We start from the raw sequence: 16206 nt of genomic DNA, 5'->3' as shown, positions 1-16206 counted from the left end.
AAAACATTTATGCTGTTCCTTTTTTTATTTAAAACATTTTCTAAACCACCTTGGAAAAGGTACACAGGAGTCTCCTCCTCCCCCTGTTCATCAGCGGGACGCTTACGTGAGTATCATTATCTTCAACAATTATCTCTTTGCCTAAAGTTTCCATGCTTTAGTCACAACTTTTGATCTATCGCTCCTTCAAATCTAAGAGATCTTGGCGCCAAAAGTTGCCTGCTACTTAATCACTGAAAAGAATTTAGAAAATGGGCTATTCTGTTATCAATGAGCAATAAAAGAACGAAAGCGTTCCTTTCTAAAATAGTTTTACCAAATTTTTTTCAGAAGATATATAAGTACAGGCTAGAATGACACATATTGAAAAGTAGATGATCCAAAACACAAAGACTAGTGATTCTAAAAGAATAGTATGCCCCCTATCTTCAATTAATTGTTAGTGACTAAAGACACCACTAGATAAATTTATCGTTCATTTTGATTTTCTTCTATATTGATAATATCCCCTATATGCTCGCTCAACATTAATCTGAGCATCATCGTGCATCCTCTTAAGATAGTTGCTTTGCAAATTACTATAAGATATAGATACTAGCTTTTCTTTCACCAAGTATTCATAAATAGTTTTAGATCTAGTTGGAATACCTTTTTCTTTTAAAAAAGAAGCTATATATAACGAAATAATGTCATAATTATTCTTATATTTTTGGTAATCATTCTCTCTTAAATATTCTTCATAAACTCTCTCCTGCGAAACTTTCTTGTCGTAGTCAAATCTATGATTCTTTAACAAAACATATTCTTTTGATAAAGTAACAATCTCATCCATGATTTCTATTATACGAGCTTCTATTTCTCTACTTCCCATATCACTTTCACCTCTAAATAGTTAAGCTATGCTCTTTCCAAGAATTAAAATAATTTTGTCTATATTCTTTTGGAGATACCCCAGTTTCCCTTTTAAAAAAAATAGTAAATGCACTAGCGTTAAAGAAACCAGTTTTCTCGCCAATCTCAAAAATTTTTTCATCTGTCGATTCCAACAAATTTTTCGCCAACGTAATTTTGATATCATTAATTAAATCCTGAGGCACTTTATTTATTTTATTCATACAAAATCGATTTAAAGTTGGTTTAGACATATGCATAAACTCCGCCAAGTCACTAACGGTCAAATTTCCAGATAAATTCTCTTGTATAAATGCTATTAATTTAAATATTTCAAAGTATTCTTTCAGCGTTGAAAGATTCAATCTAAATGTCTTTCTTATTATCATTTCGATAGCGGGATTCACTACATACGTTCGATCTCTCGTTTCAAACCTTGTAAAAAGTAATTGAATTAAGCTAGATAACTCTTGATTGATTATCAGATCAATCTTTTTAATATAGTTTGAAGAAGGCTCGCAGAACAAATTCAACTCGACAATAATGATTTGATTCAATAGGCTCTGCGAAAGATATTGAAAAATCATATGAGATTCTATCAGAATTATTCCCACCTCAGATTTCTCCATGTACAGTCCTTTCTTCGTCAACAGGATAGCCCAACCATTTTCGCAATGATCATTTGGAGAATAGTTATTACCATTTGTATAATAGATGTTTTTGATTTCTATCATTCTTTTCACCCTTCTACATTATGCTACTCACTTTATTTGTAAAAGTTGACATATTCTGTACGTGTTCATCAACTTCTTAATTCACTTTTATCATAAAAAATAAATTAATAAAACGCTTTCAAATAATGATGATTAAAAACGCAAAATTATTGATTCAAATTACAAATTATTATTATCACTTCTAAATATTTCAATCCATCAATGCTAAATTATCAGCATATAATTTTTCTTTTTAATCGATTCAATATACAATCCAATTTTCAGTAAAATATATCACTTATTAAGAAATAACACCGATAAAAAACTCTATAAACGAATTAAAAATAACTATTTAATATAAATAACAAAACTTCATATCTTCTCACGAAGTCCTGCCAAAATACTTTTTAATAATCAAAATGTCACCTAATTTTTTCGAACGCCTAACCTCCACTTTATAAGTGTTAATTGATGCCTTTGGAGACACAGATCCTAATTTTTTCTTTTTACTTATTTATTGAACTTCTTTAAACTTTATATGGCGGTTTTCGAGTAAACCTTCAAAATTTTTTAACCTAATAAGAAAAAGTCATCACTAATGCGATGATTTATCCTTATTCCAATAGAAAAATAATAGATAAGAATACCCATACAAAGGAAATATTACTAGTTTCCTACGGATTTGAATCATATGAGTAATTGAGAACCAGGCCCTTTTTTGATCATCAATTGTTCAATGTGGGAAAGCAAAAAATCTGGGCCAGATTGATGTTCAATCTGACACAGATTTTATTTTGCACAACTTATCAATCTTTACTGACTAAGTTTTTTTAAATCATGTATTAAAATTAAATCTACTCATTATTACATATCTAGGAAAATCTTTCCCTTACTGAAAAAGCTATTCCTGCATTAATTGTAAAGTCCTTGTTTATGCTTTATGAAATCAAGAAATATAAAATTTTGAGTCCACGCTAAGCAAAGTCCCATTTTATAATGTTCTTAGTCTACATTTCATATTCTTCCACCACTAACTTTCAAGAAAATAATTATTTCCTCTTTCTACTGATATCAAGAGATATTAAATATCATTGAATTTTCCGTTTTCATGCTTAAATTATGGCCACATAACTCTTTGAAATAGGTTCGATAATCATTCTCGGTGATTCGAATGATTTCATTACTTGAAAATTCTTGAATTTTACACAATTCCACTAAAAGATTCAACTTTGCATCAATCCCCAGTATTTCTGGAAGATCTTGCCAAAATGTTGTTTTTGATATATTATCAGTCAGCTCTATCAGTCTAACTATCTGTTTATTGATATACTCTCGAATTTCTTCTGTATCTCTGCGAGACTCATCCAATTCTTGCCAGAAATAGTTAGTATAATCTTTTTCTGTTGTGAATAGAAGCATGTTTATTTTCCTTTCCAAACATTTAAATGTTATATTTGGTACATTCTAGCTACGCATTATTTTAATTCTTTTCACTGCCATCCTTATGGTCTGTATCCTTTTAAAGAAACTATACAAGACTAAAAATATTTTTTTCGTACAGTAATCAGGTGGATATCATATACCCTTAGACATGTAAAATAACACTGAAACTTAGTCAGAACCTCTCACCTATCATCTTAGTTGACTTAAAGTAGCTTAAGCAACTGTAACGATTGTTTACTGTATGCTTATGGATTAATTTTTTTTGTTAAAGAATTTACTTATTTGGTCTCCTATCACTATGCAATCTTCTTAAGTTACCTTCTTATTCTTATAAAAAACACTAAGAGTAAGAGTATAACAAGAAAAATAGAGATAAATAACCAGTAATTATTTGGACTAGAAATAGTTATATCTTGTCGATTAAATTCCTTAGACGTCTGATCATCTACCACAAATGACCTCGTCCACTCCCACTCTAATTCTCCTGAATTTGCTTGTAGATGAAGAACATAAGTTCCTGGGACAAATGACTCACCATTCAAAGGAATTGGAAAGGCAAAATTGGAGTGCGGCGCCATTTGCATTCCTGATGCCTCTGTAGAATAGAGGCGTTCTGTTTGATCTTCATTATAAATTGAGGCAATAACCTCTATCTGATTAACAAACGTCCCCGATTGATTCTGGATCTGAGCACTGAACACATTTCTAAAGTTTAATTGATCCGCATAGACAGCTAAGAGATCTAGCTCGGGAGAAAGTTGCTCCCGCCTATTCGATACAACGAGGCCCATGACATAAGACAGTGTGTTCTCAATAGCCATTGATTCTTCTGACAAGTACTCGCTATCTTTGATTTCTTCCACGCGAATTCCTGCTGCTAGAACACCTTCAAATGGTTTATCTTCTGGTAAGGTCAATAAGAGATCTACTTGTTTCGTCTCCCCTTCACTAAGAGTAATCTTGCCATCTCCTTGAATATAATCAGCCAAAAAAAATGGTAGGGTGTCATCTGGGACATCGGCATCGCTACCATATTCCACTACACCACTCACATTTGTAAAAGCTGTATGTACGGATATTGATAAGTTGATCGCTTCATCAGACATATTTCGTAACTCCAAAGATAACGTCTGGCTTTCTGCAGGCTCAAGATTCAGATCAAAATAGCCTACCTCAGAATTCACTTGATTTTCACCCAGAATCGGTCTAACTGAAAAACCAGCAGATTGATCAGCAAAAGCAACTGGGCAAAAAAACAGGGTCAATATAAAAATTACCACTATGTACATCATAGTTTTCTTACTGTCAAATAGTATTTTATTCATAACGATCTTCCTCTCTATATTCCACGGGGATTGCCTTCATTTCTTTTGCTACTACCATTAGTGCCTAATTCCTACCCAGCATAGCAAAATTCATGAATCATATACGCTCGATTTGTGCATGGGACGATGCACAAATTGACCATCATGATTACTAATGAGGAGCAGTACCGCCAGATTCCTCTCGCTTGTAATCCTCGCAAATGGCCAAACAGAAAAATAGCCTAACAACCAAAATGATTTCCTATTGGATGTTAGGCTGTTTGAACATCTGATGAAGTACGCATCCAGTTGATTTCTATCATTGAATGACATTATCAGGGACCGATTGAAGAATCCACTCCAAGGTGGTTTCATATGTTCCAGTTTGACGTTCCTGTTCGGACGCTAAGTGCAGTACAACACTCTCAGCCGCTTGGTCTGTTGTACCAAAGGCAAATAGCCAAGTTTCTAATCCCGATCCTGCTTGTGCCTGAGCGACAGTAGATGAAACACCCGGAAGGAGCGAGAGTTGTTCTGAATGGGTAGGCTGATTTTCTTGACCGGATGCTGCTATTGCTTGAATATGATGAAACTGCAAAGAAGCGCCAGCTAAAACATGCCCTGTTTCGCTATTCTTAAACTGTTCTCGTTGTTTCACAGATAAGCGCCACCCATCACTTTGATTTCTTCCACGTCTATCAGAAACCTGCACAAAATTTGCACGTGTTTCATTTGCTGTTGTTCTTAATGGTTCGGCGTATAGTGTTTCCGGTGCAAAATACGATATTTCTTGATCCCCAAACTGAATCGCAGGAACAAAATCAATGCTTAAAAATCCTTGATTTTCTGGCAGTTCTGGCATCACCTCTGGATGCAATTCTTCTTGAGGATTCTCTGGATCTTTAGGTGAGACTTGTAACGGCCTTATTGTTACTGGAACGGTGTAATCCATTTGAGCGTATTGCCCAGAGGATAACTTTTCTTGCACTCGAACAACCATGGATGAATCTCCTGGCTGATTCGTATCAGGCATTTCAATGATCTCCGCTATGGAAACGTACCCTTCAGCAATGTCAAAATCAAAAAAACTTTCTGCTACTACCAATAACTCCTCTTCAGAAATATATTGCCAAACCTCATTGTTCAGCAATGGCTTCAACTGATTGATCACTAACGGTCTTAGGTTAGTTGCTGTCACTTCATAAAATGCACTATTTTTATGATTCGTGTGATCTGTGCCTACATTTTCTTCTGCTTCATCTTGCATAAGTACATTCCATTCTAGATTAGAGAAGCCAGCTAAGGCGCCATCAAATTCCTCTCCTGATGAAAACAAGTGCGTCGCGCTGACGATATCACCAACCGATAACTGCAGACGTCCATTTTCTCCCACCGCATTTTCAAAATCTTGTTGTGCTTCGGCAGGTGTTTGCTGAGTAGACAACGTAAAGTCAAAAAAATGTTGGCCTTGGTTTACAAGAATAGTGGCGGAGCCTGAGTATGCATGAAGTGAAGCAAACTCTTGATTTGGCAACTGTTGGATCATTGGTGTAGTTGGATTTGTCCCACCGAGTCCTGGCGATAGGGACAGTTCAGGGCCCGATTCTCCAACGTGATGTGTAAAAGCGGCTATTGTTCGCCACTCCTCGAAGTTATTCGCCCATGTTCCACGTAAACGTATTGTGTTGCCCCAACGAACGGAAATGGGAATACGGACAGATAACGTATGCACCGTTCGATATGTAATGGTCACATCTTTAAATCGATCACCTATATAAAGATAGGAGGATGAGTCAACGTAAGTAACATCGTACTCCCCTGAAGACAACAAGACACCATCTGCCGTTACCGTATGAATCGCACTGCCTAAATCTATGTCTTGGGTTCCCTCTCCTAGAAGGATTGTCTGGGGTCTTACTTGTGCTTCAAGATCAATTGTTTCTTCCCAAACATATACGCCAGGATTCGCACCATTATATCCAGACATAAATGCAGTTGAACTAGCAAATGAAACAAAATTAGTTGAACTAGCCAAACTATCTTGAAGTACCCAACGCCCCGTATAGGTTTCCGTTGCCGGTATATTGGATAACCAGGTACCGTTAATTCTTGTTCCGATACCTAAAGTGAGTTGAGAAAGTGACTCTGCTCGACGAAACATATTGACTACCAGTATGGAAGTACGCCATGAACTGATGTCTAATTTTTGAAGACTAGTAGCTTCCGCAACTATCGCTACAGTACTAGTAACATTGGACATATCCCATTGACTCAAATCTAATTCTGTTATACTACTTGCTCCTTGAAACATTGAGTTCATATTTGTTACCTTAGCAGTATCAAACTTTTCAATCCCTTGTATATTTTTCAATTGAGTTAATCCACTGAACAAGCTTACAGCAGTACTATCCAGGATGACTCGATCTTCAAGAACTATCTGTTCAACATCAGTATAGGTTTTCCAAGGCGCTAGTCCGGTCACCCCAACCTCTCCGCCCCTGAGAACGATTGTTGACGATACTAAATCATAGCTCCATGGAACTGTCCCCCATACGCCAGTGATCAACTGACCTTCGGAAGAACGGGTTTCAGAAGAAACCACATTCTCTTCTTGCTTGTTTTCTGAAGTATTCCTACCACTATCACTGGGAGAAACCGCGTCATCTCTTGCCACTTTATCACTTGATTGAATCTCATCTTCCTCATTATGATCACTGCTTTCCTCAACGCTATCTTCCACGAAAGAATCGCTAGTTTCCTCATAGACTTCGTCTATAGATACTGTTTGAGCAAAAGTTAGCATTGGGGATGAATGACTGATTAAAGAAAATATCGCTATCAAAACTATGAATTTCTTCATTTTCTTCTCCTCATATTTCAACGAAATAATCTTCTTACAAATATTGTTGATCTCATTCATATAAAAGAGACCAACAATATTCTACCAATACGTTTTTGTTGTTCTTAAATAACAGGGGCCAGCGAAGAAGGGACATTGCTTAGACTCCAGTTCAATTCACTTGTGAATTGGCCGTTTGCTCGTTCCCCTGGAATTTCTAAAACAATATTCGGATTCACCTCACCATTTAACGTTCCCCAGGTAATCGAATTCCATCCACGCCCGTTAAGCACTTCTGCACCCATAAGAATTTGGCTGCCATGTTCCGCCGAAATAGTGACAGGATTTGAGTGAATAGCAACCTCGGAATCCCAGGCTTGAGAAAGTCTTGGGTTACTAAACGTAATGGATGCACCATTCAATTGCACATTATTATCATTGGTAAATGGTGTTGCTTGTTCAACTCTCAATGTCCATCCTGTTGATACATCACGGGTATCACGAATCTGAGCAAAATGTGGACGCAAAACTTCTTCCCCAGACTCATCATTCACTTCAAAGGACTCTGCCAGGGCCTCAAATTTTAACAAACCTGTTGAATGAACGTTATCATGCATCCCAAAATTTAAAGTAGGCACGTATGTTATGGAAAACTCCCCGATTTGTACTGGGGGAATGATAATTCCAGGACCTGGGTCTGGACCTGGGTCTGGATCTGGATCGACCGTGTCAACATCATCAACTATCGAAAGAGTTACTTCTCCTTCTGTTTCTGCATTTCTTGTAATTTGTTCGGCTGAAGCTGTAACAACATTTCCAAACAACAGGCTGCTAAGTAATCCAAGTGCTAAATACTTCTTTTTCACTTCTTTTTCCTTCTTTCCTTTTCTTTAATAGGACAAAAACGATCAACAAGATGCTTCCTAGAAACACAATATGTGTTTCTGTTATAGCCATTAACTGGGGAAGCCTTTCTGGCTTTTTGTATGCGGGGATTTCTTGAATGTCTGCCTGATCTCCTTTTGGTGGCTCCGGCTGTATTTCGTCTTGAATGATATTTTGAAAGGTAATCGAACTATTCGATTGAACCGTTTGGGCAGAAACAGTTGGGACAAAAATCCACAATGCTAACAAACAAAACCAAATACATTTCCTCTTTAATAATTGCACATATAATCACCCCTTTTTGAACTTGTGAAAATAGTATCAACCGCTTTAAAATTCTACGTTTCCCCATATTTCGTTGGTGTTGGATCAGGTTTTTCTTTAGAGACATACACACTCGTTAAACTAATTATTCGACCTGTTTCAACTTTTTAATTTTCTTGTATAACAACTGATTTGTCTCATAATTCTTCGATTTTGAGAGAGGAACAAAAAAGACATCCGATCCGATCGAATGTCTTAGAAAAGTTATCAGATTAGGTTTTCTATTTTAGAGAATACATAACATATGTTTATTCTAAAAAACGAAGGTTTTTGATACTTTTGTCTGTAAGTTTGTATGCATACCTTTTTCTTACATGATTAAGGTTACATGATTTTTTGGTCAAATTGGAATCAATATTTTCATATGAAGATGAAATAAATGAAAAAAAACACTTGTTAATACCTTTAACGAGTGTACGGAGATTAGAGAAATGCTTTTCGATACGGATCAATTTTTCTTTCCAGATTCCGCCAGTCATGCTCATCTGGGACAGTTTTTAATAACAAGTAATCAATTTCAATAATATAGTCTAAGAAGTACCGATTATAGTTTGTGACAATCAAATCAATATGATCGGCATTTAACATTTCTTGTATCAGATGTTGTAACGGCAAAAAGGTCAACGTGTGCTTTGCGCCAAACTGCTGCATTGCACGAGTTCGAGTCTGTTGGCAGATGAAATAATCACCTTCTAAAAGAAAGTAAATTCTTTTAGAAGGTGATTAAAATCAAAAATAAAACGCTGTATATCCTTAAACTCACACAAATATCTACAAAATTAGTTAATAGAAATGGGTTTGAAGAATCAGTTCTGATCCAACAGTTTCATAAATTATAAAGCCAATAATTCTTATGTAAACTAAAAAAGGGAATTACAATCGTTTGTAACACATTAAACATGCATACACAAACTTTCAAAAGGTCCCATTTTCAGTTGTGAATTTATTAAAAACCTAAACTCTATATTGCTACTACTCTATCTTTATGATAAAGTCTGAAATATTTCCCCGAGTAGTCATTCTAGAATCTCTTCAAACATTTATGCACGTTATCTAACACTTTATTCTATAAAATGCATTTATGCAAGTGATTCATGTAGAAAACAATACTAATTTATCGTGACTAAGGTATTAAAAATCTATAGAATCAGTTTAAATGCTTAGCAATTGTTTATAATTTATGACTGTTTTTTTCTGAGGTATCAGTCACTGCTGCAGTCGATAAGGTGACAACTGCAGAGTTTCCTAGTAGCTTTATAATTGTTCCAACTACTTGTTTTTTTCTATATATAAACAAGACATGTTGATCTTTATGAAATTCTCGTCCTTCTACTGAAGGTTCTTGTGGTTTCCATTGTGAAAAACTCATTCTTTGCCCTCCTTTAAAGTATGAAAAAACCCGCCTCAAACATGTTGAGACGGGTTAAAAAGACATTTTTTTATGCTTTGTAGATATTAACGGCTTGCATGCCACGTTGACCTTCTTCAGTATCAAAAGTAACTGCTTGACCTTCATCTAAAGATTTAAATCCATCGGCTTGAATTGCTGAAAAATGAGCAAAGACGTCTTGACCGTCTTCTCCTGTAATGAACCCAAAACCTTTATCTGAATTAAACCATTTTACTGTACCTTTATTCATATTGTTTCCTCCTTGTGCATCTCTACGTATGCGTTTTGTTGCAATAAATGTTTGATTAGCAAAAGGAGAGTATAAATTAAGTATAGCACTCTTAATACGTTTCAAATTATATCACTAAAAGTAGTATACCACATAATTAGATAGGATTGTATTTTTTGGGAAACAAGGTGTTTTTCTATATTAAAACTTAATAATATGAGGTTTAATTCTAAAGATATATTATCACAAATATAACATACTACTCAGTCTCCATCATTCGATTCATAAACCATTCTACTTGTTGGGGTGCATCGTGATCAAAGAACGCAGATTTTTTCCTATCTAAAGCGGCTATTTTTTCAATGTCTTCTTGTGAAAGCTCAAAATCAAAAATCGCTATGTTTTCAGCCATTCGTTCGGGACGAACTGATTTTGCTAAAGCGACAATCCCTCTTTGCATCAACCAGCGAAAGACAACTTGACCAACAGTCTTACCATATTGCTTACCAATTTCTGCTAATACAGGATTGGTAAATAGGTCATGACGTCCTTTACTTTTTTTGATATTCGTCGAATTGTCTCCTCTTTGTTATTCCCATAATAAACCCTGGTCTTAGCTGCAGAGCAAGTGTTCTGTGGAAATTATTTGTCTATCATATTAAAGCTATCACAAGATAAAACGCTTATACTTTAGAATAGATTGTAAGTTTTCGTTTTTGCTCCATCAAAAAGTATGTCGATTCATCGTATTGTTATATGTATCTAATTTAAAGATACGATTTTTTATATTTTAATATTCATTATGCTTAAATAATGCTAAAATAAAAAAACGAAGAGTACTAGGCGCAGTCCAGAAAAACTTCCCCAAGTTTTCTGTGCCAGTACTCTTCTTAGATTAATGCATGTTGCTTACTCAGCCTACGTTATAAAATCTTTTTTTGCAAGCAATATACGCCACTGTACTAATTATGATTATTTGTCTTTTGTATATCTAAAATCAGCAAATCACTGATATATTAACGTGTCAAGGTGTAGAAATAGTATTAATTGATCAAGCAGCGGTGCATAAATAATACTTAGGAATCCCTTACGTTTTTTCTGTTTTTACTTTTGTCTTCTTTAAAGTGCTATACTGGATAAGTACCATGAAAGTAGGTGTTCAAATATGAATACTAATTTTTACCCAGTTGAAGTTTTTAGTTCAGACTATCGTTTATATTCGTCAAAAGCAAAAACAAGTTTGTATGATTTTCAATCCAGACCGCCTTTGATCACCTCATTTGCCGTGTTAAATTTGAAAGAGTTGCGCAATATTCAACTCAAGTTATTTATTTACGATATTGATATCGAAAAATTTTCTACTTTAGAGGAAGCTAAATCTAGATGCAACTCTCTTATGTATAAATAATTTAACTAGCTGATTATAGCTAGTTTTTTTGTTTATCTATTTCTAATAAACTAAAACTAAACCCAAATGTTCATCGTTCATCCGCTTGATAAAAAGAAAAATCTAACGCTATACTTTTGATAATAGACTAAGAAGTTGATAGCTTTATCGAATGATACGAAAATATCTTCCGTCCGCTATTGGAGACTCGGATAAAATATATTTTTGGATGGTTCCTTTAAAGAGTTTTTCTCCTTCACAACAACTTTTTAAGGAAGTATACACCTTTTTCGAACCATCCAGATAATAAACAATGATCCCTTGAATCTGATTATAATTAATCGGTGAACGTCGAGTGCAAGAAAGCTGGTCTCCTAACAATTTCACCTGATTAACTATCACTGGGTCATTAAGCCAATCCTTGTTAAGTGTCAATTTTACAATTAACTGATGAATAGCTTCTTTTTGCATTTTATTCCTCCATTCAAAAAATCGACTATCTATTTACTTATAAATAGTAAATCATCATATACACTAAGAATGTTCTCCATTGATTTCAGTTACTCATTAAATTTTTATAATTTATAACTGTTCTTTCTGTAGTATTCGTCACTTCTGAATGTGATAAGCTTACAACTGCTGAATTACTGAGTAGTTTTATAATTGTTCCTGCTACTTGTTTTTTTCTATATTTAAATAAGACTTGTTGATCTTTATGAAATTCTTGTCCTTCTACTGAAGGTTCTTGTGGTTTCCAATGTGAAAAACTCATTCTCACCCCTCCTTTAAAGTATGAAAAAACCCGCCTCACACACGTTGAGACGAGTTTAAAAGATCCTTTTATGCTTTATATATATTAGCAGCTTGCAAGCCACGTTGACCTTCTTCAGTATCAAAAGTAACTGCTTGACCTTCATCTAAAGATTTAAATCCATCCGCTTGAATCGCTGAAAAATGAGCAAAGACATCTTGACCATCTTCTCCTGTAATGAACCCAAAACCTTTATCTGAATTAAACCATTTCACTGTACCTTTATTCATACTGTTTCCTCCTTGTGCATCTCTACGTATGCGTTTTGTTGCAATAAATGTTTGATTAGCAAAAGGAGAGTATAAGTTTAAGTATAGCACTCTTAATACGTTTCAAAATATATCACTATAAGTAGTATACCACATAATTATATAGGAATGTAGTTTTTTGGAAATAAGGTATTTTTTTAAAGTAAAGCTTAATGACATGGAATTTACGCCTGATGCACATGGCAATTTTTGTCTATCTAAGTATCTCTTAAAAGCTCTTCCTATATCTACATAATAATATTTCTTAACCCCAAAAATAGAAGTAAACTAAATCTCCATACTTAAATGAATCACTAGTTTGCTTCTATTCTTTGGGATCAATCTTCGTTGAATTGTTTTTTAGCATGTCTGTTGTTAAATTCTTTAAGGTATCAAATTCACCCTGATACGTAGCAATTCTAACTACAAATTCTACAACTTCCTGATTTTCCATTTTTAGGGAATGGCCATTTAGCTTAAGAAAAACATATGCAGCTAAAAATGCTGTACGTTTGTTTGCATTATGAAATGGATGTTTTTTGATCAGGTTTATTAACAGGACTGCTGTTTTGCTGAACCCATCATGATATAAATCTTTTTCAAAAATATGTTGTTTGGGTTCATTAACAGCCATACTCAACGCATTTTTATCAATGATACCAATTGTTTCCTGCGGTGAATAATTCTTTATTTGAATGACATTTAATTTTACTATATCTTTTTCACTTAAATAGATCATCCATCAACGAGTTCCTTAAATGCAGCATCACATTCAGATAGAGCTTGGTTCACATACATATCAATTTCAAGATCTAAATTGCTTTCTTCCTTCACGATCGCATCCATCATTTTGTCTTCATCAATAAAAATTGTATCTCCAGACTTCAAACCCTTTTGTAATAAACTTTCTTTTGATAAAGTTACAACTATTGAGTTACCTACTTCTCTAATCTTCCTTTTTTTAATATTCATATTATCAGCTCCCATATTATGTATACACCGTATATCCTAAACGCTCAAAAGTTTTTATTCTGTGTATAGTATCCCTTAGAAAGCACTGTGGCAAAGACGAGTACTACTTTAATGCATATAATAAGTTGGAAAACAAAGTTGTTAAAGCTTAAAAAATTAGGATGGAGACATTATGACAAAAATTGTAGATTTACAAGGTGATTCAAGAATCATGGGATCAATGAAACCGGACAGATTCGTGGCAGGTATTACTAAAATTGCTCAGTACCATTCAGCAACACCAAAAGGTGATGTGTGGGTATTTGAAAACCATTGGCGTAATTTAGGATGGGGGAACTAGAGCCTACCATAAAGTTATTTTGCATAACGGATCAGTTCAATTGTTTTATTGGGATAACGTGATTAAAAAATGGCGTAGGTGGATACGGTTGTTTAGCCATTGGACCGACAATAGACCGAAATCTGACATCTTATTAAAAGCGGACTTACAATTTTAATAAAAAAAAACCGCTTGAAAAAAAGCGGATGTGCATAGTTACCAAGAGTAAAATCTATAGTTCGAAATTAAGCTAATATAAATTGACAAAAAATGCTTGCTAATGAATTTTTTTTAATGTAGGGTTATTATGCAAGGTGTATTAAAAAAGAAGAGTACTAGGCTAGAAAGTTTGGGGAAGTTTTGGGGGAAGTCTTTCTAAGCTTACCTAGCACTCTTCTTTTTTATCTTATCATTATTATTACATAATAGATATTATTAATTAAACTATCGTCCAATTTTTTTCTTACGACCAAATCCCTCTTATTCAGATTCGAACAGGAGGGATTTTATATTATCGTGGTTGGCTCTAACAATTAGATCAACAAATTTCTTGATAAGTGCTTTCCCTGCTAAAGATTAATGTGTTGTCCTCAAATAACGAACTATCGGTTGCATTTGTTTCTGTATCTCCTTTCTCAATCCAATTTGACCACTACCTTGCCATTAGGATGACCCTCTTTGACAAATGTTATAGCTTCGTTCACTTGTTCTAATGCGAACTCATGTGAATCAATTTTTGGTACGATATTTTCTTTTTCTACGATTTCTGATATTGCTCGTAATTGCTGCCCATTCGCTTGAACAAAAATAAAACAATACTCAACACCATGTTTCTTCGCTTTTTGATCTATCTTGGCGCCTGCTACTCCGAATACCAATTGTTTCCATTTTGGCATGTTTTGATTGACTGCAAATTGCTTATTTGGCCCTACAATCAAACTAAGTAATTTCCCGCCAGATTTGATGATAGAAAGCTCCCGATCAATTTCTTTCGCGCCTAGCGTATCTATAACAAAATCAACTTTATCTAGAACTTCCCAATAGTTTTCTTTTTTATAATTTAAATATCGATCTGCACCTGCTTGGAGAATTCGTTCTTTTGCAGCTGCATTTCCTGATACAATGACATGTAACCCAAGATGTTTCGCAAGTGGCACTGCCATTTGCCCGAAGCTCCCTGAGCCACCAGAAATAAAAACAGATTGACCAGCTTGAACTTGTAATATTTCTGTCAATCCTTGATAAGCGGTAAGTCCAGTCAAAGGAACACCAGCCCCGGTAACAAAATCTAAATTCGTGGGTAAAAACCAAATTGCTGATTGATCGACTGCGACATATTCCGCAAATGCGCCAATTTTATCCACTGGTAATCTTGTATAGACTTTATCTCCTTTTTTAAAATTGGTTACTTCACTTCCGGCAGCTTCGATTATCCCCGTTAATTCATTTCCAAGTGTCAATGGTTTTGGGTAGTCTTGAATCAACTTTACAGCACCCGTAATATTTAAAGTTTCTAATGGATTGACTGCGGCCACTTTTACTTTAATTAGCACCTCATGCTTTGAAATTTTTGGAATTGGAATATCTGTAATTTTTACATCAATTGATTTGGAATAATGATTGATTTGCGCTGCTTTCATCTAAATTTCACTCTCCTATTAAAGAAACCACCAATATTTTTTTATTGATGGTTTCTTTTGTTGTCTAGTTCATTTCAGGATAATCGGCATAGCCAACTTCTCCTTGGTTGACATAAAACGTATTTGGATTCGGTGCATCTAAGGGATACTCATTTTTTAATCGTTCCACTAGATCAGGATTCGCCAAAGAGATGACTCCTACCGAAACAAGATCAGCTAAATCATTCTCTAAATCACTCGCTAAACTTGATAATGGGCGATATGGTCTGTTTACGATTAAAACACTGTCCCATAAATGGCTAATATCTTGTAAAAACGCTTCTTTTCCTACATGCAGTGGATTAAATAGCCGTTTACTCCATGAATTTCCACACCATCTGCTCCTGCTTCGATTGCTAAAGAGGCAGCATGACGGTACTCATCAATGATAGTAGGAATATCTTTTGTTTGTATGGCTTTCGGAACAGGAATATCTTGCATTCCTGTAAGTGTAAACATTTTTTCTTTAGGTGCGATTGCTTTTTTATGAGAGGGCAAGTTATCCGGGTGTGATATTCTCCCAACATACATTAATTGAATAAAAATTTTCCCACCTTTTGCATGGACTTCATCAATTATTGTCTTCCATGCGTTGGCTTGTTCGATAGTATAAATTCCTGCGTATTAAGATAACCTTGACCTATTTCTGATGGTTGTACGCCTTCAGTAATAATCAATCCCATTAAAGTGCGTTGTCCGTAGTACTTTTCTGCGTATTCTCCAGGAAGACCATCTTCTGTTGCGCGATTACGAGTCATCGGCGCCATAACCA

At 34.8% G+C, this 16206-nt stretch carries 17 protein-coding genes and 3 pseudogenes; 1 reads left to right on the top strand and 19 read right to left on the bottom strand.

Annotation, left to right across the window (positions count from 1 at the left end; all coding sequences use genetic code 11):
• Window positions 1-475: 475 nt before the first annotated feature.
• From IGJ42_RS03955 to IGJ42_RS03880, 16 genes and pseudogenes are all read right to left on the bottom strand, one after another.
• Window positions 476-871, bottom strand: a complete 396-nt coding sequence (locus IGJ42_RS03955; protein ID WP_422705370.1) for a hypothetical protein — start codon at window positions 869-871, stop codon at window positions 476-478.
• Window positions 872-884: 13 nt separating this feature from the next.
• Window positions 885-1625, bottom strand: coding sequence for a helix-turn-helix domain-containing protein (locus IGJ42_RS03950; protein WP_422705371.1), 741 nt, complete (start codon window positions 1623-1625; stop codon window positions 885-887).
• A 1050-nt stretch (window positions 1626-2675) separates the two neighbouring features.
• Window positions 2676-3023, bottom strand: coding sequence for a DUF7006 family protein (locus tag IGJ42_RS03945; RefSeq protein ID WP_016620699.1), 348 nt, complete (start codon window positions 3021-3023; stop codon window positions 2676-2678).
• 338 nt (window positions 3024-3361) lie between these two features.
• Window positions 3362-4372, bottom strand: coding sequence for a DUF916 and DUF3324 domain-containing protein (locus tag IGJ42_RS03940; protein WP_429961100.1), 1011 nt, complete (start codon window positions 4370-4372; stop codon window positions 3362-3364).
• Between the two features lie 298 nt (window positions 4373-4670).
• Window positions 4671-7211: a WxL domain-containing protein gene (locus IGJ42_RS03935; RefSeq protein WP_429961099.1), complete on the bottom strand. Its 2541-nt coding sequence runs from the start codon at window positions 7209-7211 to the stop codon at window positions 4671-4673.
• Window positions 7212-7315: 104 nt separating this feature from the next.
• On the bottom strand, window positions 7316-8056 hold the full coding sequence (locus IGJ42_RS03930; protein ID WP_429961098.1) for a WxL domain-containing protein: 741 nt from the start codon (window positions 8054-8056) through the stop codon (window positions 7316-7318).
• Window positions 8022-8360, bottom strand: coding sequence for a hypothetical protein (locus IGJ42_RS03925; protein WP_429961097.1), 339 nt, complete (start codon window positions 8358-8360; stop codon window positions 8022-8024). The genes IGJ42_RS03930 and IGJ42_RS03925 overlap by 35 nt, the downstream gene beginning before the upstream one ends.
• Before the next feature lie 462 nt (window positions 8361-8822).
• The gene (locus IGJ42_RS03920) at window positions 8823-9050 is read right to left on the bottom strand and encodes a hypothetical protein (protein ID WP_429961096.1); all 228 of its coding nucleotides are present in this window, start codon (window positions 9048-9050) and stop codon (window positions 8823-8825) included.
• A gap of 501 nt (window positions 9051-9551) precedes the next feature.
• A pseudogene (locus IGJ42_RS03915) lies at window positions 9552-9768 on the bottom strand (hypothetical protein).
• 70 nt (window positions 9769-9838) lie between these two features.
• Window positions 9839-10039: a cold-shock protein gene (locus IGJ42_RS03910; protein WP_042890051.1), complete on the bottom strand. Its 201-nt coding sequence runs from the start codon at window positions 10037-10039 to the stop codon at window positions 9839-9841.
• A gap of 238 nt (window positions 10040-10277) precedes the next feature.
• Window positions 10278-10574, bottom strand: a pseudogene (locus IGJ42_RS03905) (aldo/keto reductase); the annotation flags it as partial.
• Between the two features lie 996 nt (window positions 10575-11570).
• Complete coding sequence (locus IGJ42_RS03900) at window positions 11571-11876, bottom strand: hypothetical protein (protein ID WP_016620690.1); 306 nt, start codon at window positions 11874-11876, stop codon at window positions 11571-11573.
• An 85-nt stretch (window positions 11877-11961) separates the two neighbouring features.
• Window positions 11962-12177, bottom strand: a complete 216-nt coding sequence (locus IGJ42_RS03895; RefSeq protein ID WP_429961095.1) for a hypothetical protein — start codon at window positions 12175-12177, stop codon at window positions 11962-11964.
• A 68-nt stretch (window positions 12178-12245) separates the two neighbouring features.
• Window positions 12246-12446, bottom strand: coding sequence for a cold-shock protein (locus IGJ42_RS03890; protein WP_005237682.1), 201 nt, complete (start codon window positions 12444-12446; stop codon window positions 12246-12248).
• A 343-nt stretch (window positions 12447-12789) separates the two neighbouring features.
• On the bottom strand, window positions 12790-13203 hold the full coding sequence (locus IGJ42_RS03885; protein WP_086339272.1) for a type II toxin-antitoxin system death-on-curing family toxin: 414 nt from the start codon (window positions 13201-13203) through the stop codon (window positions 12790-12792).
• Window positions 13200-13436 carry an AbrB/MazE/SpoVT family DNA-binding domain-containing protein gene (locus IGJ42_RS03880; RefSeq protein WP_429961094.1) on the bottom strand — a complete coding sequence of 79 codons (237 nt, stop codon included), beginning with the start codon at window positions 13434-13436 and terminating at the stop codon, window positions 13200-13202. Before IGJ42_RS03880 ends, IGJ42_RS03885 begins: the two co-directional genes overlap by 4 nt.
• A gap of 172 nt (window positions 13437-13608) precedes the next feature.
• Here IGJ42_RS03880 and IGJ42_RS03875 point away from each other — a divergent pair, with 172 nt between their 5' ends.
• Window positions 13609-13776, top strand: a complete 168-nt coding sequence (locus IGJ42_RS03875; RefSeq protein ID WP_176324029.1) for a hypothetical protein — start codon at window positions 13609-13611, stop codon at window positions 13774-13776.
• Window positions 13777-14390: 614 nt separating this feature from the next.
• Here IGJ42_RS03875 and IGJ42_RS03870 read toward each other — a convergent pair.
• From IGJ42_RS03870 to IGJ42_RS03860, 3 genes and pseudogenes are all read right to left on the bottom strand, one after another.
• Window positions 14391-15395: an NADP-dependent oxidoreductase gene (locus IGJ42_RS03870; RefSeq protein WP_429961093.1), complete on the bottom strand. Its 1005-nt coding sequence runs from the start codon at window positions 15393-15395 to the stop codon at window positions 14391-14393.
• 64 nt (window positions 15396-15459) lie between these two features.
• Window positions 15460-15582, bottom strand: coding sequence for a hypothetical protein (locus tag IGJ42_RS03865; RefSeq protein WP_254907905.1), 123 nt, complete (start codon window positions 15580-15582; stop codon window positions 15460-15462).
• Between the two features lie 140 nt (window positions 15583-15722).
• Window positions 15723-16201 (bottom strand): annotated as a pseudogene (locus tag IGJ42_RS03860) (hypothetical protein).
• Window positions 16202-16206: the final 5 nt, after the last annotated feature.

Origin of the sequence: Enterococcus sp. DIV1067f (genome assembly GCF_050543505.1) — a bacterium.
In the GTDB taxonomy this organism is placed as follows: Bacteria; Bacillota; Bacilli; order Lactobacillales; family Enterococcaceae; genus Enterococcus_D; species Enterococcus_D entomosocium.
The sequence above is the reverse complement of the archived record's forward strand: the minus strand, read 5'-3'. Positions and strand labels throughout refer to the sequence as shown.